At 58.6% G+C, this 21,823-nt stretch carries 21 protein-coding genes; 6 read left to right on the top strand and 15 right to left on the bottom strand.

The genetic code is table 11. The features are described from left to right. Positions 1-64 precede the first annotated feature (64 nt). Positions 65-433, top strand: coding sequence for a VOC family protein (locus tag BJ928_RS15025; protein ID WP_047630241.1), 369 nt, complete (start codon positions 65-67; stop codon positions 431-433). Between the two features lie 12 nt (positions 434-445). Here the strand turns inward: BJ928_RS15025 and BJ928_RS15020 are convergent, their stop codons facing one another. Further along, positions 446-1,369 (bottom strand): ornithine cyclodeaminase family protein, encoded by a 924-nt coding sequence (locus BJ928_RS15020; protein WP_047630238.1) that lies wholly within the window; start codon positions 1,367-1,369, stop codon positions 446-448. Positions 1,370-1,574: 205 nt separating this feature from the next. Between BJ928_RS15020 and BJ928_RS15015 the strand changes: the two genes are divergently transcribed. From BJ928_RS15015 to BJ928_RS15005, 3 genes are all read left to right on the top strand, one after another. Then, entirely contained in the window at positions 1,575-2,291 is a 717-nt protein-coding gene (locus BJ928_RS15015) for an isochorismatase family cysteine hydrolase (RefSeq protein ID WP_052227556.1), read from the top strand. A gap of 46 nt (positions 2,292-2,337) precedes the next feature. Continuing rightward, positions 2,338-3,186, top strand: a complete 849-nt coding sequence (locus BJ928_RS15010; protein ID WP_183079412.1) for an aminoglycoside phosphotransferase family protein — start codon at positions 2,338-2,340, stop codon at positions 3,184-3,186. A 100-nt stretch (positions 3,187-3,286) separates the two neighbouring features. Further along, the gene (locus tag BJ928_RS15005; protein WP_197070119.1) at positions 3,287-4,036 is read left to right on the top strand and encodes a phosphodiesterase; all 750 of its coding nucleotides are present in this window, start codon (positions 3,287-3,289) and stop codon (positions 4,034-4,036) included. A 118-nt stretch (positions 4,037-4,154) separates the two neighbouring features. On the opposite strand, the gene BJ928_RS15000 is transcribed toward BJ928_RS15005, so the two are convergent. From BJ928_RS15000 to BJ928_RS14975, 6 genes are all read right to left on the bottom strand, one after another. After that, entirely contained in the window at positions 4,155-5,213 is a 1,059-nt protein-coding gene (locus tag BJ928_RS15000; protein ID WP_047630232.1) for an ornithine cyclodeaminase, read from the bottom strand. Positions 5,214-5,280: 67 nt separating this feature from the next. Next, positions 5,281-6,951, bottom strand: coding sequence for a M20/M25/M40 family metallo-hydrolase (locus BJ928_RS14995; protein ID WP_047630231.1), 1,671 nt, complete (start codon positions 6,949-6,951; stop codon positions 5,281-5,283). Positions 6,952-6,957: 6 nt separating this feature from the next. Beyond that, positions 6,958-7,722 carry an amino acid ABC transporter ATP-binding protein gene (locus BJ928_RS14990; RefSeq protein WP_047630229.1) on the bottom strand — a complete coding sequence of 255 codons (765 nt, stop codon included), beginning with the start codon at positions 7,720-7,722 and terminating at the stop codon, positions 6,958-6,960. Continuing rightward, positions 7,719-8,375 carry an amino acid ABC transporter permease gene (locus tag BJ928_RS14985; protein WP_047630227.1) on the bottom strand — a complete coding sequence of 219 codons (657 nt, stop codon included), beginning with the start codon at positions 8,373-8,375 and terminating at the stop codon, positions 7,719-7,721. The genes BJ928_RS14990 and BJ928_RS14985 overlap by 4 nt, the downstream gene beginning before the upstream one ends. Then, on the bottom strand, positions 8,372-9,034 hold the full coding sequence (locus tag BJ928_RS14980) for an amino acid ABC transporter permease (RefSeq protein ID WP_047630225.1): 663 nt from the start codon (positions 9,032-9,034) through the stop codon (positions 8,372-8,374). The genes BJ928_RS14985 and BJ928_RS14980 overlap by 4 nt, the downstream gene beginning before the upstream one ends. A gap of 153 nt (positions 9,035-9,187) precedes the next feature. Beyond that, entirely contained in the window at positions 9,188-9,961 is a 774-nt protein-coding gene (locus BJ928_RS14975; protein ID WP_082011801.1) for a transporter substrate-binding domain-containing protein, read from the bottom strand. Positions 9,962-10,194: 233 nt separating this feature from the next. Between BJ928_RS14975 and BJ928_RS14970 the strand changes: the two genes are divergently transcribed. After that, entirely contained in the window at positions 10,195-10,608 is a 414-nt protein-coding gene (locus BJ928_RS14970) for an Lrp/AsnC family transcriptional regulator (protein ID WP_047630223.1), read from the top strand. Positions 10,609-11,040: 432 nt separating this feature from the next. Here BJ928_RS14970 and BJ928_RS14965 read toward each other — a convergent pair whose 3' ends face one another. The 8 genes from BJ928_RS14965 to BJ928_RS14930 form a co-directional block, all read right to left on the bottom strand. After that, positions 11,041-12,087, bottom strand: coding sequence for a sn-glycerol-3-phosphate import ATP-binding protein UgpC (locus BJ928_RS14965; protein ID WP_047630221.1), 1,047 nt, complete (start codon positions 12,085-12,087; stop codon positions 11,041-11,043). Further along, on the bottom strand, positions 12,087-12,935 hold the full coding sequence (gene ugpE / locus BJ928_RS14960) for a sn-glycerol-3-phosphate ABC transporter permease UgpE (RefSeq protein ID WP_047630219.1): 849 nt from the start codon (positions 12,933-12,935) through the stop codon (positions 12,087-12,089). The genes BJ928_RS14965 and ugpE overlap by 1 nt, the downstream gene beginning before the upstream one ends. Positions 12,936-12,944: 9 nt before the next feature. After that, a complete protein-coding gene (gene ugpA, locus BJ928_RS14955) occupies positions 12,945-13,826 on the bottom strand; it encodes a sn-glycerol-3-phosphate ABC transporter permease UgpA (RefSeq protein ID WP_047630217.1) in 882 nt (293 codons plus the stop codon). 65 nt (positions 13,827-13,891) lie between these two features. After that, positions 13,892-15,169, bottom strand: coding sequence for a sn-glycerol-3-phosphate ABC transporter substrate-binding protein UgpB (gene ugpB / locus BJ928_RS14950; protein ID WP_245432307.1), 1,278 nt, complete (start codon positions 15,167-15,169; stop codon positions 13,892-13,894). A 188-nt stretch (positions 15,170-15,357) separates the two neighbouring features. Beyond that, the gene (locus BJ928_RS14945) at positions 15,358-16,158 is read right to left on the bottom strand and encodes an inositol monophosphatase family protein (protein ID WP_047630216.1); all 801 of its coding nucleotides are present in this window, start codon (positions 16,156-16,158) and stop codon (positions 15,358-15,360) included. 35 nt (positions 16,159-16,193) lie between these two features. Continuing rightward, a complete protein-coding gene (locus BJ928_RS14940) occupies positions 16,194-17,258 on the bottom strand; it encodes an ABC transporter ATP-binding protein (protein WP_047630215.1) in 1,065 nt (354 codons plus the stop codon). Next, on the bottom strand, positions 17,255-19,492 hold the full coding sequence (locus tag BJ928_RS14935; protein WP_047630213.1) for an iron ABC transporter permease: 2,238 nt from the start codon (positions 19,490-19,492) through the stop codon (positions 17,255-17,257). The genes BJ928_RS14940 and BJ928_RS14935 overlap by 4 nt, the downstream gene beginning before the upstream one ends. 90 nt (positions 19,493-19,582) lie before the next feature. Continuing rightward, on the bottom strand, positions 19,583-20,611 hold the full coding sequence (locus BJ928_RS14930; protein ID WP_047630494.1) for an ABC transporter substrate-binding protein: 1,029 nt from the start codon (positions 20,609-20,611) through the stop codon (positions 19,583-19,585). A gap of 185 nt (positions 20,612-20,796) precedes the next feature. Between BJ928_RS14930 and BJ928_RS14925 the strand changes: the two genes are divergently transcribed. Continuing rightward, on the top strand, positions 20,797-21,798 hold the full coding sequence (locus BJ928_RS14925) for a substrate-binding domain-containing protein (RefSeq protein ID WP_047630211.1): 1,002 nt from the start codon (positions 20,797-20,799) through the stop codon (positions 21,796-21,798). Positions 21,799-21,823: the final 25 nt, after the last annotated feature.

Raw genomic sequence — 21,823 nt, 5'->3', positions numbered from 1 at the left:
TCTAGCGAAGCAGTTTAAAGGTTGCTTTCCAACGGTTCTTTTCCCGATCGGGGAGGTCTTGGCGATGCGTTTCGTAAATCCAATCCCTTTCGTCAGCGACATCGCCCGCTCGAAGGTATTCTACCGCGACCTGCTGGGCCTCAAGATCCTGAATGATTTTGGCAACTTTGTGCTGTTTGATACCGGTTTTGCTATTCATGAGGGAAAATCGCTGGAGCAAACGATCTGGGGTAAAAGCAGCGAAACATCCGCGTCATATGGGCGACGAAACGTGCTCCTCTATTTCGAACATGAGGATGTGGACGCTGCCTATGCGGCGATAGCGCCGCATGTGGACCTTATCCACCCCGTCGAAGAGCAGGAATGGGGGCAGCGGGTGTTCCGTTTCTACGATCCGGACGGTCATGCGGTGGAGATCGGCGAGCCACAGTAAAGCGGAAGGCGATCAGTCTCTCAAGGCGTCGAATATCGCCGAGGCCACGACGACTTCGGTTCCCGCCAGCCCGACCGAACAGAAAAGCGTCGTGTCGATCGGCGATGCCCGGCCCGGAACCTTGTTTGCAACGACATCAGCAAGCTCCTGCATGCGATGTTCGTGACGTGATCCCGCCAGGAAGAAAGGCGAGGCGTAGGTCTGTGTTTGTGCAAGGGAATCCGTCACGATCAAGTCGGCCGCATCCGCTATGTCAAGACCGAGTTCATGTCCATTTGCTGTCTTCGGGCCAACAGTGTTGATATGCGCACCCGGCTTCAACTGGGATGCGCGGATAACAGGCAGATCGCTGCTGGTGGCGCAAAGTACGATATCGGCATCCGCGACGGCCTCGCTTGCGCTCTCGACGGGTTTTATCGATATGTTCAATGCGCGCTGCATTTCCTTGGCGAAAGCCTTGCGCCCCTTCTCGTCTCGGCTGAAGACGTGAGCAACCTCTATTTCGCGAACCGTGGCAGCGGCGATCAGTTGGGTTCGCGCCTGGGCGCCAGTGCCTATGACGCCGACGGTTTTGGCATTTGGAGCGCTTAGATGGCGTATGGCGATGCCCCCGATCGCTCCCGTCCTGATTTGGCCGAGGCGCTCGCCCAGAACGACACCCTTCAGTTTCGCATTGTTTGCCGACCAGACGGCAACGATCTGTGAATGTTCCGGCCCATCGAATGTTTCATAGATACGAAAGCCGGCAAGTGGTCTTTCGCCGAGTATGCCGCCGACCGTAAACACCAGATCGCCGCTGCCGGGAAATGAGACGTGATGCCGGGGCGGGGAGACGAACAGACCCGTTGCTTTGGCGAGGAAAGCTCTTTCCAAGGCAGCGATTGCAACTGGCATCATTGCCGTGCTGGTCAAGTCTTCGTCCTTCAGTATCTTCATTTCGATAAATCTCCTTCTGGCGGGTCACTCTGCAACCTCAACTATAGTTGAGGTCAAGTGGCCGCCGGCGTGATGCAAGATTTTCGGGATATGACGGCCGACCGCGGCGTTCGGCGCAGATGCCTAGGCGGATTGACAGTGGGTTCGAACGGCTCGACCATTGCTGCCGCGAGTCGCAAATGCTTCAGATCGAACGGATTTCGAGATGACTTTGAAACAGGATGCCGCCGTAACGCCGCCCCCTCAAAGTCCTTTGGCGAAATTGCACCATTGGCTTATCGAGCCGCGCGAATATGAGCGGCAGGAGCAAAGGCGTGGGCGGCGATTTGCCTTTGAATGCCTAATTCCACGGCAAACTGCACTTGTCGTCATCGACATGATCCCGTTCTTTGTCGCGGAAAGCGGCTATTGCCGCGGGATCGTTGCGAATATCGAGCGCATTGCCGACCCACTTCGAGATGCTGGCGGGCTCATATCCTGGGTCGTGCCCGGCGCAGTACAGCCTCATCCAGGCTTGGCCGAGGAATTCTATGGAAAAGACGTCGCGGAGCTGTTCAGGATGTCGGGAGGGGAGGGACCGGTCGCGCAGCGAATCTGGCAAGGTCTTCATCGCGCTGTGGATGATCTGTTTCTCGAAAAATTCGCCTACAGCGCGTTCTTTCCCGGTGCCTGCGACTTGCCAGGCATTCTGCGGGAGCGTGGTATAGACACGGTGATCATCACGGGTACGCTGACGAACATATGCTGCGAGTCTTCGGCAAGAGATGCCTTTGCATCCGGTTTCCGGGTCATTTTCGTAGCAGACGCCACCGCGGCACGGCGCGATCAGGATCACAATGCGTCGCTGCACAATATCTATCGCAGCTTTGGCGATGTGCGTTCGGCAGACGAGGTGGTCGGGTTGATAAGGCAACAGGAATAGCTGGCTGGTTTATATGATGCATGACGATATTGTAGTGGACGAGTCCATGGTTCGGCGTTTGCTGTCGAGAACGACACCGCAATGGGCAGATCTTCCCGTGCGCCGTCTTGCCTCTTCGGGAACCGACAATGCCATCTATCGGGTGGGTGAAAAGCTGTTGCTGCGGCTTCCCCGCCGGGAGGCGGCCGCCAATCTCATCACCAAGGAGCTCGACTGGCTGCCTCGTTTCGGCGATCTCCTGCTTGACGTCCCGAAATTGTACTTCAGAGGGAGGATTGATTTCGGCTTGAAAGGCGAATTCGGGATCTTCGAATGGATGGAGGGTGATATTGCCGCGCCGCAGAACATTGCGGACCCGCTTGCGGCAGCGCTTGCGCTTGCGAGTTTCCTCAACGCTCTGCACCGTGTGGATACGGAGGGGGCGCCGCCCGCCGGAGAAAGCAACCATCGCCGAGGCGTAGCCCTGGAGGTCTTGTCGCCGGTTACGCTTGCCGCCATCGAAATTCTCGCTGACGAGATCGACACGAAGGCGGCGATGCAACTTTGGAAGCGGGCCAGCCAGACCCGCCGTCAAGGACCGCCGGTCTGGCTGCATGGCGATCTGAAGGCGGATAATCTGATCGCCAGAGATGGGAAGCTGGCGGGTGTCATCGACTGGGGTCTCTGTGCCGTCGGCGATCCCGCGGCGGATTATGCCGCGGCATGGACATGGGTCGATCAGTCCGCTCGTGATGCCTTTCGTTCCGCTTGTGGGATCGAAGATGCTGATTGGCTTCGGGCGGAGGGCTGGGCGCTTTATGCGGCCGTGATCGCATTGAGCTATTATCGCGGCGGAAAAAACGAGGCGTTGTGCGAGCAATCACGCCTCACTCTGTCTCGCCTCAATATGCGATGATCGCCTTTGCCGATGTGCGATCGTACTTGCGATTTCGCGGCAGAACGATGAACGGACTATGTTATAACGATCATCATTCGATATATCGCACCAATGTGAAATGGACTTCATGCTTATCGCCCAGATTAGCGACATTCATGCCAGCCCGACGAATGATGGCATTGCCCGACTCGAGCGTGCCGTGTCCTGGTTGACGGCCCTGGAACCCGACATATTGGTTGTATCCGGCGATCTGGTCGACGGGAGTTGGCCAGAGGGCTACGGCGTCATAACGGCTTCGCTTGATCGTCTTTCCTGTCGTTCGCTGATCTTGCCCGGCAACTCGGACGATCGCACCATTATGCGGGCAGCCATGCCGCAGGTGGATTACTGGCACGAGCAATCCGCAATGCATTTTATCGAGTCTCACGGTGGGATTCCGCTAATCGGGCTCGATACAAGTGTCGACGGTGCAGCCTATGGTGATGTCGCGCAACATCTCTCCTGGTTGCGGCAGGTGCTGACGGATAATTCGGCAAGCACCCCACTGCTCTTTACCCACCATCATGTTTTTCCCTGTGGCATCTCTTTGCTGGATGCTGCCATGTGTAGGGGTACGGAGGCCCTGGCGGGCCTGCTGTCAAGCGGCGTTCGACAGCCAGTCGCCATTTGCAGTGGCCATGTTCATCGGGGAATGTCGAGCCTGTTTGCCGGTATTCCGGCCTACATATGCGGCTCCATATGTCCCGCCAATCCCCTCATGCTCGATGCATCTCGCATGCCGCAAGCAGCAGACCCTCCTGCGGTGATGATCCATGATCTGAGGCATGGTCGGCTCGTCAGCAGCCATGTTTCGGTAGGACAGCATTGACTGAAACACCTGATCCGTTTGGAACAAGGCCCGTCCGCCACCCGGATTGCTGCGCCGCGTGCTTGGATTGGCCCTAGCCTGCGCGATTGGCCTGATCCTCCGATGGCTGTCGAAAAGCCTAGGCGGCGATCTGCGCCTTGCACCTCAAAAGCATTCCATAGAGATCGCGTGGCTCGTCGGGGTCGGCCAGAAGGTCCAATTCGGCATAGAGCCCGGTTTCCTTGAGCTTGCTGCGCACATATCTCAGGGCAGAGAAGTCCTCGATGGCAAATCCGACACTGTCAAACAGCGTTATCGAGCGTTCGGATGCTCGCCCTTCGCGCCGTCCGGCAATCACTTCCCAGAGCTCGTTGACGGGGTAATCGGCATCCAGTTGCTGTATCTCGCCCTCGATACGGGTTTGTGGCGGATACTCGACGAAGATTTCCGAGCGCAGGAGGATATCCTTGTGAAGCTCCGTCTTTCCCGGGCAATCGCCGCCGACCGCGTTGATATGGACACCGGGTCCAACCATGTTGTCGGAGAGGATCGTCGCGGACTGCTTGTCGGCGGTTACGGTCGTGATGATATCCGCACCTTCGACGGCTTCCTGCGAGGAACCGCAGATCTTGACGCTAAGGCCCGTCCCTAAAAGGTTCGCAGCACAGCGTTGTGTTGCTGACGGATCGATGTCGTAGAGCCTCAGGTCGGTGACGCCGACGATTGCATTGAAAGCTAGGGCTTGAAACTCGCTTTGCGCTCCATTGCCGATGATCGCCATCACTCTGGAATTTGATCTGGCCAGATGTCTTGCGGCAACAGCCGACATGGCGGCTGTGCGCAACGCCGTCAGGATCGTCATTTCCGAAAGCAGCATCGGATAGCCGTTGCCAACATCCGACAGTACGCCGAAGGCGGTCACGGTCTGGCGGCCCTCCTTCGTGTTTTTCGGATGACCGTTGACATACTTGAACCCATAAAGCGTGCCGTCGCTCGTCGGCATGAGTTCGATGACGCCTTCGTCCGAATGGGAGGCAACGCGGGGCGTCTTGTCGAACTGCTCCCACCGCGCGAAGTCCTCTTCGATAACTGCGGCAAGCTCGGTCAGGAATGTCTCCACGCCGATCCTGAGAACCAGGCGCATCATGTGATCTACGCTCACGAAGGGGACGATATTCAGGTTTGGATTCGCGGACATTCCATCGGTCCTTTTTAGCATGCCTGGAGGGCGCGCGGGAAACGCACACCTGGAGGCGCAGGGTTATTTAGCGATTGCCTTTGGTGAGAAAGGTGGTGGCAATTTCGAGCACGAGGTCGGGCAAAACTGCAAAGGCGTAGGGCTCATGCACGCGCTCGAACTTCTGGTGGAATTCTCTCCCCCATGGGCCGAGGTTGACCACGGGGAACTGCAACGCATCGCCTGGCGGATTGTCAATCAAGCGCGAGATCGGCGTGTTGTCCGATACGACCTTGCTGTTGCCGGCGGCAAGGCCAAGGAAGCTCATGTCCGAGATGCCCTGAAAATGCGGCTTCCAACTGACGCTCTTTTCCTGATCGCTCGCAAGACGTGATCGGGCTTGCTCGATCGCCTCGTGGAGAGCCCGGTCGTTTTCGACATCGTGGTTGAGATGGGAAGGCGGGTAGTGCAGCCCGGCAAAACCTATGATGACGGCCGGACCGGAAACGCGAGCGATGCCGACAAGCCACGCAGTCAGTCTGCGCGTAACCACCAAGGGATTGTCGATGCCGGAAAGTGAGCGCTCCTCTTCCGCATATATCGAGGGGAAGTCTTCGCCCGCCACTTGTCCGGCAATCGTCTTGAGTTCATCGAAACTCAGAATTCGGGGTTTGGCCGGGATCGCCCCCGCACTTTTTCCGGCGAGGGTCCCGAACTGAAGCGCCTGTTCCGCGAACGTGTCCACCGCCTCCTCGGCGCCAGCGGTGACCTGTTCCTTGAAGCGTAAGAAGAGTTCGTCGGCCGACATCGTGTGGTATAGCCAATTGAACGCGACCCAGAAGCGTTCTGGCGTCGTGACTTCATAGCCATCGCGCAAATCCTTTGCTTCCAGGCAAATGGGCGGAGGCGAAATGTCGTTGTTGTCCCGGTCGGCCAGAGCAGCCTTGCCCTCGAGCCGGGATAGGATGGCCGCTCCCATGGCCTGTGCACTCACGCCTTCGAACGGATAGCTTGCATGAGAGCTGCAGCCGACGACCAGTGCGAAGGGCAGGAGCTTGCCGATCGTGCCCGCATAGACCGCGCGGCCTTCGCTTCCGTCGCCTTGGTCGGATGTCACGTCGAGATTGATGCCTGCGGCGATATCGATATCGAGGTCCTTGACGATCGAGGGCAGTGCGTCGCGCAGCGACCGCATCCCGCGGCTCTCTCGCTCCTCATCCGGCGTGGCGACCAGCACGAGATTTCCCTGACGATCCGGATCGGCGGCGAACTGTTCCAGGCAAGCGACCGCGACGGCGAGGCCGCTCTTCATATCGAGAAGGCCGCGTCCTGGAAGGAAATCGCCGCTCAGCAGATCGGCCAGAGCCCGCTCCTCCTGTTCGGATCGGCTGGTCCGCGCCGAGATCGTCTCGATAAGAGCCTGATGCAGTGCCGGAGTATCGCAGGCAAGGTTTTGAAGCTCATGATAATTATCGGTGGAGACCGTGTCGAAATGGCCCGCCATCGCTATGGTCCGTTTCCCGGTTCCCCGTACAAGAGCGACGACGTTGTGGGTGAGGGGCTCTCCATGGCTTGCCACCAGCCGGATGTGTTCCGGATGCTCGCGGAAATAGGGAATTTCCATCAGAAGATCGTGGAACCGGTCGGCAAAGGAAGCCTCGCCGGGCGTTCCCGTCTCGCTTGACCAGGATGTGAGGCGCAGCGCCAGATCGCGGACATGCTTTCGGTCGATTTTGCTTGTTTCCAATAGGTTTGTCATTGGGCTTCAGTTCGCCAGGTGCTTTCGAAGGAAGGCGCGGGTACGCTCTTCGGTAGGATTTGATAGGACGATGTCAGGCTTGCCCTGCTCAACGACGCCGCCGCCGTCCATGAACAGGACGTGATCCGACACCTCGGCGGCGAACCGCATTTCGTGCGTAACGATCAGCATGGTCATATGTTCGGCCGCCAGTTGCTTCATGACCTGGTTGACTTCCTCGACAAGCTCAGGATCGAGAGCGGAGGTCGCCTCGTCGAAAAGCATGACCTTGGGCTGCATGGCCAGGGCGCGAGCGATCGCGACGCGCTGCTTTTGCCCGCCCGATAGCCGGGCTGGATAGGCATCCCCCTTGTCCGTCAGTCCGACCTTCGCAAGAAGGGCGTTAGCTCGCTCCAAAGCGGCCGGCTTTGTCAGGCCCTTCAGCTTCATAGGTCCTATCATGATGTTCTGCAGGACCGTCAGATGGGGAAATAGATTGAACTGCTGGAACACCATGCCCATTTCCTGGCGGATATGGTTGATGTGGTTTTCGAATGCGCGCCCCTTGAGCGGGCGGTTCACCTGCTGGCCCTCGAGCCAAATCTCTCCGGACGACAGCGCCTCGAGCATGTTGATGGATCGCAGCAGGGTGCTCTTGCCGGAGCCGCTCGGGCCAATGATCGACACGATCTTGCCTCGCTCGACGCTCAGGTCGATACCTTTGAGTACCTCGTGATTTCCGTATGATTTGCGGATTTGTCGCAGTTCGATCATGGGGAGCTGTGATGTCATCGGATGGCTTCCACTTTCCGTGCGGCGATGCTCAACAGATACTCCATCGCCAGGTTGACGAGGTAGTAGAGCAATGCGGCGGTGAAATAGAACTCAAAGGGGCGGTAGGTTTCGCTGATTGCCCTTTGGGCACTCAAAACCAGCTCCGTAATGCCAAGCACCGAGAGCACGGCAGTATCTTTGAGAAGGATGATGCTGTTGTTTCCGACCTGAGGCAGGGCGGTAAGCAGGGCCTGGGGTATGATGAAATGCCGCAGCGTCGCGCCGCGACCGAAGCCGAGCGATCTGGCTGCTTCTGTCTGACCGGTATCGACGCCTTTCAGGCAGGCCCGGAAGATGTCGGCATTATAGGCCGCGTAGTGCAGTCCCAACCCCAGAACGCCGGTCCAGAATGCCGGCAGCATGATCCCCACTTGCGACAGCCCGTAATAGAAAAGATAGAGCTGCAGCAGGAGCGGCGTTCCCATGAAGAGGAAGGCGACGCCTCTTAGAGGCACGCTTGCGATCTTGGAGCCGTACATTGAGGTGACCGCGATCCCGATGCCAAAGGCGACGCTGATGGCGCCTGCGAGAACGGTTATCAGAATGGTCCAAAGAACGCCTGTCCAGAGTATCTGCGCATAGGAGGGGACGACGCTGAAATCGAAGCTCATGCCTGCGCCCTCCGCGTGACATCAAAGAGATGCTCGATGCCACGCACAATCAGGGAGATCGCGGCGACGATGGCGATATAGGCCGCCCCGGCGACGGTGAAGACTTCGAAGGGCTTGTAAGTCGAGGTGACGAACCGTTGCGCCGCATAGGTAAGCTCGACGACGCCGATGGTCGACACCAAGGCGGTGCTCTTAGACAAGATGACTGTGTTCACCCCGAGCGACTTGATAATGAGTGGAGCAGCCTGCGGCAGTATGAAGAGGCGCATCGTATCGAAGCGCCCAAACCCGAGCGACCGCGATGCTTCCGTCTGCCCTTTGTCGACGGCGATGATCGCTCCCTTGACCCCCTCGGACATGTATGCGCCGATATTGAACCCCATCGTCACCACTCCCGCCACGAATGGCGTAAGCTCAAAGCCGAGCTGAGGTCCGCCGAAAAAGACCAGGAAGAGCTGCACCAGAACAGGCGTGCCGCGCATGATGCTGACATAGGCGGTCGCAAGCAGCCGTATCGTCCGCAGCTTCGAAAAGCGGCCGATGACGACTATGGTGGCAACGACGAGACCGACAAGCAGCGAGCAGACGGTCAGCTCTATTGTCACCATAGACGCGTCCACCAGAAACGGGGCTATTCGTCCGATAAGTTGAAAGTCCATTCCGGCCTCCCGGGCCAGCGCTCCTTATTTGCGGCAGCACAACGAGCCACCGTTGAAGCGATGTGGAATCGGTCGACGGGGCGATCTCGCAGCCGACCGGGTTCCGAAAAAGTGGAATATTGGCCAGGCCGCGTTTGGACCCGGCCCGCATAATCAGCGAATGTCCTGACCGATCCACTTCTTGGAGATGGCTTGGTAGGTCCCGTCGGCCATCATGTCGTCGAGCGCCTTTTGCATGGCGGCTGCCAGTTCGGGATTGTTCTTGCGAACAGCGATGCCGATGTCGTACTTCGGCATCTTGTCATCCTTGACCTGCTCGATGGGCGCATTGCTTTTGGCGATCGCGACGAAGACGGGAACATCGTCAGCGATAACGGCGTCCACGCGACCGGCCTGCAAATCGAGGAGCATCTCCGGCAACCCCTTGTAGGTCCGGATCTCGAAGGCGTTCTGCTCGCGCGCCCATTTTTCGGCCGCTTCTCCGAGCGTGACGCCGACGGCTTTTCCCTTGAGTGCGTCGACGCTCTGGACGTTCGCGCCCTTCTTGACGAAGGCGGCAAGCCCGGAACGGTAGTACGGCCCGACGAAATCCACCGCCTTCTTGCGCTCTTCCGTGATGCTCATCGAGCCGATGATCGTGTCGTAGCGGCCCGTAACCAGACCAGCGATGATGCCGTCCCAGGCGGTCGTGACAATCTTCGGCTCGACTTTGAGGCGCTTTGCGATCTCCGTGCCGATATCGACATCGAAGCCGACAACCTTGTTGCTCTCGTCGACGAAGCTGAATGGCGGAAACACGCCCGAAAGGGCAACGGAAAGCTGGCCTGACTTTTCGACCTTCTGAAGATCGTCGGCGTGGACGGCCGTAACAGGAAGGCATGCCGCTGCCGCGATGAAAATCGCGGAAAGAATATGGTTCAACTTCATTGTAGATCCTCTCCCAAATAGGTCGCGCATGGACCTTGGATGGCGCTCAGGTATGGTCCGAGCGATGGCCGGATCGGCTGCTGGTTATTTGGTTCGCCCTCTTTTATCCAGCCGCTGTCCCGTCAACGCGAGATCAGTCGTAGTCCCGGATCAGCGAACAAAAAAGAATGCAAAGTGATCGAAATCACGATAAAATGCCGAAATAGTAATAATTTTGACGAAATGATAGATTTATGGATGACCTCGATCGACAGCTGATCGCCGAACTGCGGATCAATGGAAGAGCGTCGGTTCCGCAGCTCGCGCAGATTTTAGGGGTTGCACGGGCGACGGCTCAAAAGCGCCTGGACCGGTTAATCGCAACGGGGGACATAAAGGGCTTCACGGTCCGGCTGAAGGACGATGCAAGCAAGGACCTCATCAGAGCCTTCATCCTCGTCGAAATCTCCGGGTCTCCGCGAAATCCGATATCCGCCATCAAACGTCTGCCGGGGGTTGCATCGCTCTCCAACACGAACGGGCACTGGGACATGATCGCCGAGATCGAAGTATCGACCATGTCTCAACTGAACGAGCTGATTTCAACCGTGAGGGCGACGGAAGGTGTGTCGAAGAGCGAAACATTCATCATGCTGGGGCCTGCCTGACTGTGATCCCTGAGTGAACGCCGTTGGGCTTCGCTGAACACATAGATAGCTATTTCATCATAAGTGATGGCAGTGGTTTAAGATCACTATCTTCGTGATATTTGCTCTCATCTTTATCTTATTTAGTTCCGATCGTTCAAAGGAATCTCGGTGATGTTTGTAAGACATGCTTGGTTCAATCAGATGTTACTGTGTGGATAAGTCCATCCTTAGACCGCCGATGCCTATGTAGCTTTCTTTCATCCTATATGAATTCGAAACTTTGCTTTGACGTGATCTACGGACGGCAACCGAGGCATAACGTGGCTCCACAGCATGCAAATATGCTAACTACCTTGCCCATCAGACGTGGCCGATGGCTCGGATATCATCAAGAAGCCGGTCATTCATCACGGGATGTCCGATCCTCTTCCTACCGGCAGTTATACGTCTTCATCTAAGCCGTGTGCCGTCCTGCGAAAACATATGCAGCCTTTTGGGATCTGCCTGGATATAGCATTCCTGGTCGATAGCAATATTAGATCGGCCTGGGACGCGGAAGATGATGGCTTGAGCATCAGGCAACGTCCCATGCACATAGCTTTCTGCTCCTACCAGCTCGACGGCTTGCACGCGAACCTTGGCGTGAAACCATCCATCTTGCCCGGTTTCCGAGAGATGAAGGTCTTCCGGGCGAATTCCGATCGTCGGGAAGGCAGCCGCAGTTCCTATATTTGCCGGCAGCGTGATGCCGGAGCTTTCATTGATCTTGATCAGATTCATGGAGGGCGAGCCGATAAATGCGGCGACGAAGGTTGTCGCCGGCGTCTCATAGAGTTCGATCGGGCTGCCCACTTGTTCGATCTTGCCGCCATTGAGAACAACGAGCTTGTCGGCTAGCGTCATCGCTTCCATCTGATCATGGGTGACATACACGCTCGTGGTCGCGAGTGAACGCTGCAGGCGCTTGATCTCGATGCGCATTTGCACGCGCAACTTCGCATCGAGATTTGAGAGTGGTTCGTCAAACAAAAATGCAGCCGGTTCGCGCACAATGGCGCGGCCCATCGCCACACGTTGCCGTTGGCCGCCGGAGAGTTGACGTGGTTTGCGCTCGAGAAAAGGCTCAATCTCGAGCGATCGCGCTGCTGATTGGATACGCTGGTCTATCTCGGTTTTTGGAACATTCCTGTTCTTGAGACCATAGGCGAGATTCTGGCGTACGGTCATATGCGGATAAAGCGCATAGTTCTGGAAGACCATGGCGATGTCGCGCTCGGAAGGTTCCAGACGATTGACGACGCGGTCGCCGATGCTGATTTCGCCGGAGGTGATGGCTTCGAGGCCTGCGATCATACGCAGCAGAGTGGATTTACCGCAGCCGGAGGGGCCGACTAGCACCACAAGTTCGCCATCGGCAATCTCGAGCGACACGCCCTTGATCGCATCGACATTGCCGCCATAGGTCTTGCGGACATTTTTGAGGGTGATCCCAGCCATTATTTCTCCGTTTCCACCAGACCTTTGACGAACCAGCGCTGCATCAGTACGACGACGAGGATGGGCGGGATGATCGCCAGGATCGCCGTCACCATCACGAAATTCCAAGGCGTCGCCGCATCGGCGAAATCCACCATTTTCCTGAGCCCGATGATGATCGTCGACATCTTCGCGTCATTGGTGACGAGGAGCGGCCACAGATATTGCGTCCAGCCATAGATGAAGAGGATCACGAATAGCGCGGCTATATTGGTCTTCGACAGCGGCAACAGGATATCGCGCATGAAGCGGAAAGGACCGGCATTGTCGATGCGGGCCGCCTCAAGCAATTCGCTCGGCACCGTCAGGAAGAACTGTCGGAATAAGAACGTCGCCGTTGCCGAAGCCATGAGCGGAAGCGTCAGTCCCGCATAGGTATCGATCATGCCAAGATCGACGATGACCTTGTAGGTCGGCAGGATGCGCACCTCCACCGGCAGCATCAGCGTGACGAAGATCATCCAGAAGAAGACCATCCGCAGCGGAAAGCGAAAGAAGACGATGGCGAAGGCCGACAGGAAAGAAATCGCAATCTTGCCGACGGCGATGACGACCGCGACGATAAATGTATTCCAGAGCATCCGCTCGAGGCTGACACCAACGACACGCTCGACGCCGCCGTTCAGGGCCTCGCCATAGTTTTCGCTAAAATGGCCACCCGGCAGTAGCGAGATAGGCGGCCGCAGTATCTCGGCAGATGTCATCGTCGAGGCAACGAAAGTGTAATAGATCGGGAAGGCAACGATGATGATGCCCAGGATCAGCATGAGATGGCCGATCAGATTGGCGACGGGACGTTTTTCGATCATCGGCTTGCCTCACCCGTAATGCACACGCTTCTCGACGAAGCGGAATTGGAAGGCCGTAAGCGCAATGACAATCACCATCAGGACGACGGACTGAGCCGCTGAGGAGCCGAGATTGAGATTGACGAAACCGTCATTGTAGACCTTGTAGACAAGTGTCTCCGTCGCTTTTGCTGGTCCGCCGCCGGTGACGGCATGGATAATGCCGAACGTGTCGAAGAAGGCGTAGACTGTGTTGACCACGAGAAGGAAGAAGGTGGTCGGCGCCAGCAACGGAAAGACGATCGTCCAGAAGCGCCGGGCGCCTCGAGCGCCGTCGATCGAGGCCGCTTCAAGCAACGATTTGGGGATTGCCTGTAGGCCGGCAACAAAGAACAGGAAATTGTAACTGATTTGCTTCCAGGCGGCGGCGATGATGACCAGCACCATGGCTTGATTGCCATTCAACAGCGGGTCCCAGGCAAATCCGTTGCGACGCAGAATATAGGCCAGTGTGCCCATGGCCGGATTGAACATGAAGAGCCATAGCATGCCGGCGACGGCGGGTGCGACCGCGTAGGGCCAGATCAGCAGCGTCCGATAAAGACCCTGACCGCGCACCACCTTGTCGGCGGCAGCCGCTAGCGCAAGCGCGACGATCATCGGCAGGAGTGCCGTAGCAACACTGAAAATCACCGTCACCTGGAGGGAATGCAGGTAGGTCTCGTCGGACAAAATAGCGCGGAAATTGGCAAGGCCCACGAAACCGCTTTTCAGTCCGAAGGGGTCCTCGCGTTGCATCGACTGATAAAGCGCCTGGCTTGCCGGCCAGAAAAAGAAGACCACCGTCAGGACGATCTGCGGAGCGACAAGGAAATACGGAAGGATCTTGTTCGGAAAGACGACACGCGGCATGGCGATCTCCTAGGATGGGACACTGCCCGCAGCCTGAGGGCTGCGGGCCAGACCGCATCAACCCATCAATTGCCGATGGCCTGCTGGATGGCGGCATTGCCGCGTTGCACGGCCTTGTCGAGCGCCGTCTTGGCATCTTCCTTGCCCGCCAGCATTGCTTCGAATTCTTCGTTCATGATGTCGCGCACCTGCGGCAGGTTGACGAGGCGCACGCCTTTGGAATTGGCAGTGGGAGCCTTGCCCAACATCTGCAGGATCGGTGTTTCACGGCCAGGGTTCTTGTCATAGAAGCCGGATTTCTTGGTTTCCTCATAGGCAGCCATCGTCACAGGCAGATAGCCGGATACCTGGTGCAGGCGGGCCTGGATCTTCGTCTGCGACAGGAAGTGGAAGAATTCGGCGATACCCTTATATTCCGCGTCGCTCTTGCCCGCGAAAACCCAGAGGCTGGCGCCGCCGGGGATGGTGTTTTGCGGCCTGCCCTCGCCATCGTAGTAGGGGAGCTGTCCGATGCCGTAATTCATGCCGCTCTTGATGATGTCGCCGAGGCCGCCGGATGATTCCGTCAGGATGCCGCACTCCCCCGAAGTGAAAAGTTGCTTGGCTTCCGAGGTGCGGCCGCCATAACGGAAGGTGCCGTCCTTGGCGAGGTCGGCGATCGCCTGGAAATGCTGGACGAAGAGCGGTGTATTGAACGCCAGCTTGACATCGGTGCCGCCGAGGCCGTTTTCATTGGAGCCGTAGCTGACATTGTTCCAGGCGGCGAAGTTCTCGGTCTGAATCCAGGTGAGCCAGGTGGAGGTGAAGCCGCAGGCCGATGCGCCGCTCGACTTGATCTTCTTGGCGGCATCAAAAACCTCAGGCCATGTTTTCGGCGGGCTTTCGGGGTCGAGCCCGGCCTTCTTGAAGGTATCCTTGTTGTAATAGAGGATCGGGGAAGACGAATTGTAGGGGAAGGACAGCATCGTACCGTCCGGCTTCGAATAGTAGGAAACGATGCCGGGCAGATAGAGCGACTTGTCGAATGTATAGCCGCCCTTCTTCAGGACTTCGGCTGCCGGCATGATCGCGCCTTCGGCACCCATCATCACGCCGCTGCCTGCATCGAAGACCTGCAGGATAGCCGGTGCCTGCTTGGCACGAAAAGCGGCGATACCGGCGTTCAGCGCTTCTGGATAGGTACCCTTGAACACGGGTAGGATCTTATAGTCCTTCTGGCTGTCGTTGAATTCCTTGGCCAGCTGTTCGACAACTTCGTTGTTGGCGCCCGACATGGCGTGCCACCATTGCAGCTCGGTTGCTGCAAACGCGTGCGATGCCCCGGCAAATGAAATTGCGGCCACCCCAAGGCAGCTCCAAGTGAAGCGATTAGGCATCATTCCTCCCATTGTTATCTCTTCTGTGAAACGGACTGGCTTACTCTCCTCGATCACAAGCCCGCTTTGCGCTAGGTATCCGCCGGATCTGGTGAGCGGTTTGCAAGCGCGTTCATTTAAATTAGTGTCTACCCGGCTCTTGTCTACCGTGAATTTTATAAGCCAGCTATCTTTTTGAGGTCGTCGATCGCGCCTGGTGCCGCGCCCAGAACAACCGACCCCTTGGTGAGACGTTCGCCTTCAGTCGGAAACGGGTGGTACCAGCCGCCGGCTTCCTTGACGAGGCAATAGCCTGCCAGGCAATCCCAGGCGTGCATGTAGGGTTCGTAATAGCCGACCAGGCGGCCGGCCGCGACATAAGCGAGCATCAGGGCACCCGACCCATTGCGAACGAAGTTGCCCCCCGCCTCGAGCACTTGCTCGACCATCCTGGCGACGAAAGCAGGCGATACGTGATTGTTGGCGCCGATACCGGTCACGGCGTTACGGATGTTGCGAGTGGCATCCAGCCTGAGGCTTTTGCCGTTCAAGGTGGCGCCCTTGTCCTGCGCGGCCACATAGAGTTCATCATGGCACGGCGCCGAAATCACACCGATTACAGGAATGCCGTCATGCAGCACAGCGATGGAAACGCACCAATTCGGCATGCCATTGACGAAGGGACTTGTCCCGTCGATCGGGTCGACAACCCACGTATAGCCGGAGGTGCCTGTTTCCAGTCCATATTCTTCGCCAAGAATGCTGTCCCCAGGATGCGCCTGGTGGATGCGGCCGCGAATGAGATTTTCGACCTCCCGGTCGGCAATGGACACGACATCCTGCAGGTCGCGCTTGGTTTCGATGATCAGGGTCTCACGCCGCTTGAAATAGTCGAGCGCGAGCGCCCCGGCCTCGCGGGCCATGGCCTGCGCAAGGGAGAGACGTGTTTCAAGATCGACGAGGGGTGCGGATGTCATGCAGATGTCCTTAAATAGCTAATGTTTGACGGCGTTTAGCCGCCGATGACGGCAACGCCACGATCCTTGAAAGCGATCGTGACATCCGTGTCGGGAGGAAGCGCGGAATCGACGGTCGCGTCGATGACGAAGAGGGAGCCGCGGTCGGTCTTTACCTCATATTCGACATGATCGCCGAGATAGGCCGAGTGGGTGATCAGGCCGTTAAAGGAGCCGTTACTCGTTCTTGGCGTCAGCATGATCGCGTTCGGTCGCACCGCGAGTTGGGCGGGACCTCGTGTGACCGAACGACCGCTGATCCGGTGAAGAAGTCCTTCGATCGCAATCGTGGCGCTGTCGCCGTCAGTCTCGATGACATCGCATGTCATGACGTTGGCCTCGCCCATGAAATCGGCGATGAAGGCGGAGACCGGGGCATCGTAGAGTTCGCGCGGTGCGCCCTGCTGTGCGATGCCGCCGTCCTTCATGACGATGATGCGATCGGACACGGCGAGCGCCTCGTCCTGGTCATGGGTAACATAGACTGCGGTAAAGCCTAGCCGCTGCTGCAATTCGCGAATGTCGGTCCTGACGCGACGGCGCAGCCGCGCGTCAAGATTGGAAAGCGGCTCGTCGAGTAACAAGACCTGAGGCTCGACGACGAGCGCACGCGCAACGGCGACGCGCTGCTGCTGACCGCCGGAGAGTTCCGCCGGTAGGCGCGCGCCCATGCCCGTCAGGCCTACGAGGTCGAGCGCGCCTTCGGCCTTCTCGCGCGCCTGCCTGCGTTTCATGCCTGAGGACTCCAGCCCATAGGCGACATTGTCGAGAGCTGTCATGTGCGGAAACAGAGCATAGCTCTGGAAGACCATCGAGACGTCACGCTCGTTGGCCGGAAGCATGGTGACATCCTTGCCGCCGATCAGGATACGGCCCGAGGAGGGGTGTTCGAGCCCCGCCAGCATGCGAAGCGTCGTCGTCTTGCCGCAACCGGAAGGGCCGAGCAGCGTCACGAGCGTTCCGGGTTCGATGGTGAGCGAGAGATCGGGAATGGCGGTAAATGCGCCGAAGGTCTTTCGGACATTCTCGAAGACGACGGAACCGGGAGCCTTCGGATTCATGCGGTTTTCTCCTGAGCAAGGGATGCGGGTGCTGCCGGCGCCGGCGCCATCGCGACGCGGTTTACGCGTCGGAGCCGCCTTTCTCCGACGAGCAGCTGAAAGCTGGCGATGATGGTGATCATGACGACGATGAGCGCGGAAGAATAAGCGATCGCCACACCATATTCGCCATTCTCGACCAGGCCCACGATATAGGCGGTGGACATGTTGTATTGGGCGCTGACAAGAAAGATGACCGCGCTGATGGAGGTGATGGCTCGCACGAAGGAGTAGACGAGCGCTGCGGTAACCGCCGGCCGCAGCAGCGGCAGGATCACCTTGCGGATGGTGCGCAGGCTGTCGGCCCGCAGCGTTAGCGAGGCCTCGTCGAGGCTTCTGTCGAGCTGGCTCATGGCGGCCACGCCGCCGCGAACACCGACCGGCATATTGCGGAAGACGAAGCAGGCGACCAGGATCAGCGCCGTTCCTGTCATTTCCAGCGGCGGCAGGTTGAAGGCCATGATGTAGCTGATACCGATCACGGTGCCGGGGATGGCGAAGCTCATCATCAGCGCGAATTCGAACAGGCCGCGACCGACGAATTTCTGGCGCACGATCAGATAGGCCGTCAGCAGGCCGACAGCGGCCGTTAGTGGCGCGGAGATCAGGGCGATTTCCATCGTCGTCCAGAAGGAGTTCCAGGCAACGCCGCTCCAGGCAAGACCGCCGTCGTCGCGCAGGCCGATCGAGAAGGCCTTGATGTAGTGTTCGACCGTCAGCGTGTTGTCTAGACCCCAGGTGCGCACGAAGCCGCCGAAGAGGATCATGAGATAGACGACGACGGTAAAGATCATCCAGGGAATGACAACCGCATGAACCGCGATCGAAAGGCCGCGGGGCAAGGCGGCGTGAGCACCAGAATCGCCCTTGCCTGTGACGGTCGCGAAACTTTTGCCTTGTAGCCAGAGGCGTTGCGCAAGAAAGGCGCTCAGGGTGAAGAACAGCAGGATCATCGCAAGGACGGCAGCGCGCGAGGGGTCGTTCTGCGCGCCGACGACACTGAAGAAGATTTCCGTCGACAGAACGCCGTGACTGCCGCCGAGCACCATCGGGTTGCCGAAGTCGGCCATGCTCTCGATGAAGCCGATCAGGAAGGCATTTGCCAGGCCGGGCTTCATCAGCGGCAGGGATACCCGCCAGAATGTGCGCCAGCGATCGGCGCGCAGGGTCTGTGACGCCTCCTCCATCGACGGGCTGACGCCTTCGACGACGCCGATGAGGACGAGAAAGGAAATCGGGGTGAAGGAGAGAACCTGCGCGATCCATATGCCGGTCAGGCCATAGAGCCAGCGACCAGGTTCCATTCCGAAGAGCGAGGCGGCCGTCTGTGTGATGACGCCCGACCGACCAAACAGCAAGGTCAACGCCAGACCGACCACGAAAGGCGGCGTGATGATCGGCAGGATCGTCAGGAGCCTGAGACCCTTCTTGAAGGGAAAGCGCGTGCGGGTGGCGACGAGGGCAAAGCAGAGCCCCAGCAGCGTCGATGTGCCTGCCGTCAGGATGGCGAGCCAGAGCGTGCGCCAGGCGACGCCGCAACGGTCGCCGCCGACCACGCAGCTGAGGCTCCAGATGGACGGATCTTGGATGTTGTTGACGAAGCCGCTTGGATCGAACGATCCGTCAAACGATTGGAATGCTCCGACGAACATGCTGCCGACGGGATAGAAGACGAATATTGCGACCAGTACGATCAGCATGGTGATCGCGCTGACGACGAAGGCATCACCCTTCATCACGCCGCGTTCGGCAAGGCCGAAGGAAAAGAGCAGAACATAGACGATGCCGAGCGTGATGGCGCCGGCGCCCATGGCAGGTTGGCCATCCGTCAGCGGGCCGAACAGGCTTTCGCTGATCGCCCAGCTCCAGCCCGACGACGTTATGGCAAGACCCTGCAGGGATAAGAAGACAAAGCCCAACGCACCGGCACAGGCCATGAGCGCGCCGCGTTGCTTCGGATTGGAAAGGAAGCGCGCGATGCCGCCGAGCAAGAAGAGCCCGACGGCGATCGCGAGCCACCATCGGCCGTAGCTGACGATTTCCAGTATTCCCGGCGCTGTGGAGGGGGCGAAGGGAAAGCTGCTCAGCCAGCCGAGGCTGAAGAAGCCGCCCTCGATGCGATACCATGGGAGTAGTATCAGGGCAGCGATGCCGAGAATAAGCGCGACATCCAGCCGGCGTTTGCTATTGGTCATGGTCGGATTCGCATCCCGTTCAGCAATATTCAGGGGCTACGCAGGCCGGACACATGGGAGCCGGCCCGCGTTGGCAATCGGGAAGGTCGATCAGTTGGCTTTCGCCCCGATTTCCTTGTCCCACCGGGCAAGCAGGGCCTTGCGCACCGTCGGATCGCCATATTTCTTGAAGTCGTAGTCGATCAGCTTGATCTCTTCGAACTTCGGCGCCTCCTTCGGGACCTCGGCCGACCTGTTCGAAGGAAGCTGATAGGACTTCGCGTCCTTCATGTGCGATTGCGCCTCGGCGCTGAGCGCCCAGTCATACCACTTCTTGGCGTTCTCGAGGTTCCTGGCGCCCTTGATGATCGACATGGAGCCGATCTCGTACCCGGTGCCCTCGCAGGGTGCGACTGCCTTGATGGGGAAGCCTTCGACCGTCTGGGCGACGGCGTCGTGCATGAAGACGATGCCGATAGTCGCTTCCCCGCGGGCGGCCGCTTTCACCGGGGCGGAGCCGGATTTCGTATATTGCGAGATATTCGCATTGAGCTTCGAGAGATAATCGAAAGCCTTGTCCTCGCCCATCATCTGCACGAGCGTCGCGAGCGTATTGTAGGACGTGCCCGACGAGTTCGGATTGGCGATCTGGATCTCGCCCTTGTAGGAGGGATCGAGCAGATCGGCCCAGCATTTCGGCTCCTTCAAGCCCTTCTTCTTGAGAATGTCAGCGTTGTATCCCCAGCCAAGCGCTCCGGCGTAAACGCCGACCGTGCGGAAGTTGGCGCTTTCGGCCTGCTTCTTTGCCCAGTCCTGTAATTGGTCGAAAAGCGGAGATTTGTATTCGAGCGTCAGGCCCTCGGCTGCCGCCTGCAGGTGAGGATCGCCGGTTCCCGCCCACCATATGTCGGTTTTCGGGTTGCGGGCCTCGGCGCGGATCTTGGCATAGGTTTCGCCGGCGGACAGGCGGACCATATTGACCTTGATGTCGCTCTGCTTCTCGAAGAGCCCCTTCATCATGTCGCAGACTTCGGGATCTGCCGAGCAGATCATGTTCAGGTCGCCTGCGGCATGTGCCGACCAGGCAATAAGAGATACTCCCGCGGCAAGGGCCGCCGCGGCCATGTTAACCAATCGCATGATGTCCTCCCTGCTTTGCAGCGCCTCCACGCTGGGCGCTTTTGCAAGCGTGTGCAAATGCTGCATTGCTTGGCTCACGCTGTCAACCTATATTGTCATAAAAGTTTCACAAAACTGACATAGTGCGCATATTGCACGCGATTGCAAACTGTGATGGACTCCGCGTCGGTAACAGGAGAGGCGCCGTGTCACAGAGAGATTTCGTCAGCGCTGAGGAAGTGGCGCAGCGTGCTGGCGTTTCGCGCTCGGCCGTTTCCCGCGCGTTCACGCCCGGCGCCAGTGTTTCGGAAGCCACGAAGCGGAAGGTCCTTCGGGCGGCGGAGGAGCTCGGCTATCAGGTCAACCATCTCGCCCGCGGGCTGATGCGTAACGAAAGTGGCATTGTTTGCCTCATCGTTTCCGATGTCGCGACACCGTATCGTTCCGCTCTTTTGCGGGAGCTAACACTGCAACTGCAGTTGGCGGGGAAAGTGGCGATGCTGATTAATACCGATCGCTCCGATGGTAGCGTCAACGCGGCCTTGCAGCAGGCGATCCGCTACCGTGCCGATGCGTCCGTGATCCTTTCCGGCCTGCCGGACAAGTCGATCACGGAGCTCTGTCTGCGCAGCGGGCAACGGCTCGTGCTGATCAATCGCGATGAGGATCAGTCAGGCCCACTGCACATCAATCTCGACGAGCGGGAAGCGGCAGCGCGCGTGGTCACGGCGTTTGTGCGTGCCGGCTGCACTCGCCTTGCCTTTGCGAATTCCGAGGCTGGTACGCCAAGCCTGGTGGCGAGAGAGGGAGGCTTCATCGCTGCCGCCCGGGATCATGGGCTCGAGGTTGCCGTCGAGCGGCATGGCTGGACGGGATACGAGGCTGGACGGATCGTGGCTCAACGCCTTCTGACCAGGAAGGAGAGGCCGGATGCCGTCTTCTGCGCAACGGATCTGCTGGCGTGTGGTTTCATGGATGCCGCTCGCCATCAGTTTTCGCTGTCCATCCCGCACCAACTCTGCGTCGTCGGCTTCGACGACATCGAGCAGGCGTCCTGGTCTTCCTATCGGCTGACCACGTTTTCGCAACCGGTCGCGGCAATTGCACGGGAGGCTGTAACCTGGTTGTCGGAAAGCGGCATTGCCGAAGGCAAGTCGCTGACATTGCGATCTGATCTGATCTGGCGCGAGACGGTCCGAGGCGGATAGGGCATCATAATTTGCCGAGAGCGTG

It is taken from the genome of Rhizobium sp. WW_1 (genome assembly GCF_003610155.1).
Taxonomy (GTDB): domain Bacteria; phylum Pseudomonadota; class Alphaproteobacteria; order Rhizobiales; family Rhizobiaceae; genus Rhizobium; species Rhizobium tropici_A.
Note: the sequence above shows the minus strand (reverse complement) of the source record. Positions and strands in the feature narration are given on the sequence as shown.

Excerpts from the sequence above, each read along its gene's own strand:
- BJ928_RS15005 (WP_197070119.1), top strand. The coding sequence starts at position 3,287 with ATGGACTTCATGCTTATCGCCCAGATTAGCGACATTCATGCCAGCCCG.
- BJ928_RS14940 (WP_047630215.1), bottom strand. The coding sequence starts at position 17,258 with ATGAATCCGAAGGCTCCCGGTTCCGTCGTCTTCGAGAATGTCCGAAAG.
- ugpE (WP_047630219.1), bottom strand. The coding sequence starts at position 12,935 with ATGATCGAAAAACGTCCCGTCGCCAATCTGATCGGCCATCTCATGCTG.
- BJ928_RS15000 (WP_047630232.1), bottom strand. The coding sequence starts at position 5,213 with ATGTCCGCGAATCCAAACCTGAATATCGTCCCCTTCGTGAGCGTAGAT.
- BJ928_RS14990 (WP_047630229.1), bottom strand. The coding sequence starts at position 7,722 with ATGACATCACAGCTCCCCATGATCGAACTGCGACAAATCCGCAAATCA.
- BJ928_RS15025 (WP_047630241.1), top strand. The coding sequence starts at position 65 with ATGCGTTTCGTAAATCCAATCCCTTTCGTCAGCGACATCGCCCGCTCG.
- BJ928_RS14975 (WP_082011801.1), bottom strand. The coding sequence starts at position 9,961 with ATGAAGTTGAACCATATTCTTTCCGCGATTTTCATCGCGGCAGCGGCA.
- BJ928_RS15010 (WP_183079412.1), top strand. The coding sequence starts at position 2,338 with ATGGTTCGGCGTTTGCTGTCGAGAACGACACCGCAATGGGCAGATCTT.
- BJ928_RS14965 (WP_047630221.1), bottom strand. The coding sequence starts at position 12,087 with ATGGCTGGGATCACCCTCAAAAATGTCCGCAAGACCTATGGCGGCAAT.
- BJ928_RS14945 (WP_047630216.1), bottom strand. The coding sequence starts at position 16,158 with ATGACATCCGCACCCCTCGTCGATCTTGAAACACGTCTCTCCCTTGCG.
- BJ928_RS14930 (WP_047630494.1), bottom strand. The coding sequence starts at position 20,611 with ATGCGATTGGTTAACATGGCCGCGGCGGCCCTTGCCGCGGGAGTATCT.
- BJ928_RS14985 (WP_047630227.1), bottom strand. The coding sequence starts at position 8,375 with ATGAGCTTCGATTTCAGCGTCGTCCCCTCCTATGCGCAGATACTCTGG.
- BJ928_RS14970 (WP_047630223.1), top strand. The coding sequence starts at position 10,195 with ATGGATGACCTCGATCGACAGCTGATCGCCGAACTGCGGATCAATGGA.
- BJ928_RS14980 (WP_047630225.1), bottom strand. The coding sequence starts at position 9,034 with ATGGACTTTCAACTTATCGGACGAATAGCCCCGTTTCTGGTGGACGCG.
- BJ928_RS14995 (WP_047630231.1), bottom strand. The coding sequence starts at position 6,951 with ATGACAAACCTATTGGAAACAAGCAAAATCGACCGAAAGCATGTCCGC.
- ugpA (WP_047630217.1), bottom strand. The coding sequence starts at position 13,826 with ATGCCGCGTGTCGTCTTTCCGAACAAGATCCTTCCGTATTTCCTTGTC.
- BJ928_RS15020 (WP_047630238.1), bottom strand. The coding sequence starts at position 1,369 with ATGAAGATACTGAAGGACGAAGACTTGACCAGCACGGCAATGATGCCA.
- BJ928_RS14935 (WP_047630213.1), bottom strand. The coding sequence starts at position 19,492 with ATGACCAATAGCAAACGCCGGCTGGATGTCGCGCTTATTCTCGGCATC.
- BJ928_RS15015 (WP_052227556.1), top strand. The coding sequence starts at position 1,575 with ATGACTTTGAAACAGGATGCCGCCGTAACGCCGCCCCCTCAAAGTCCT.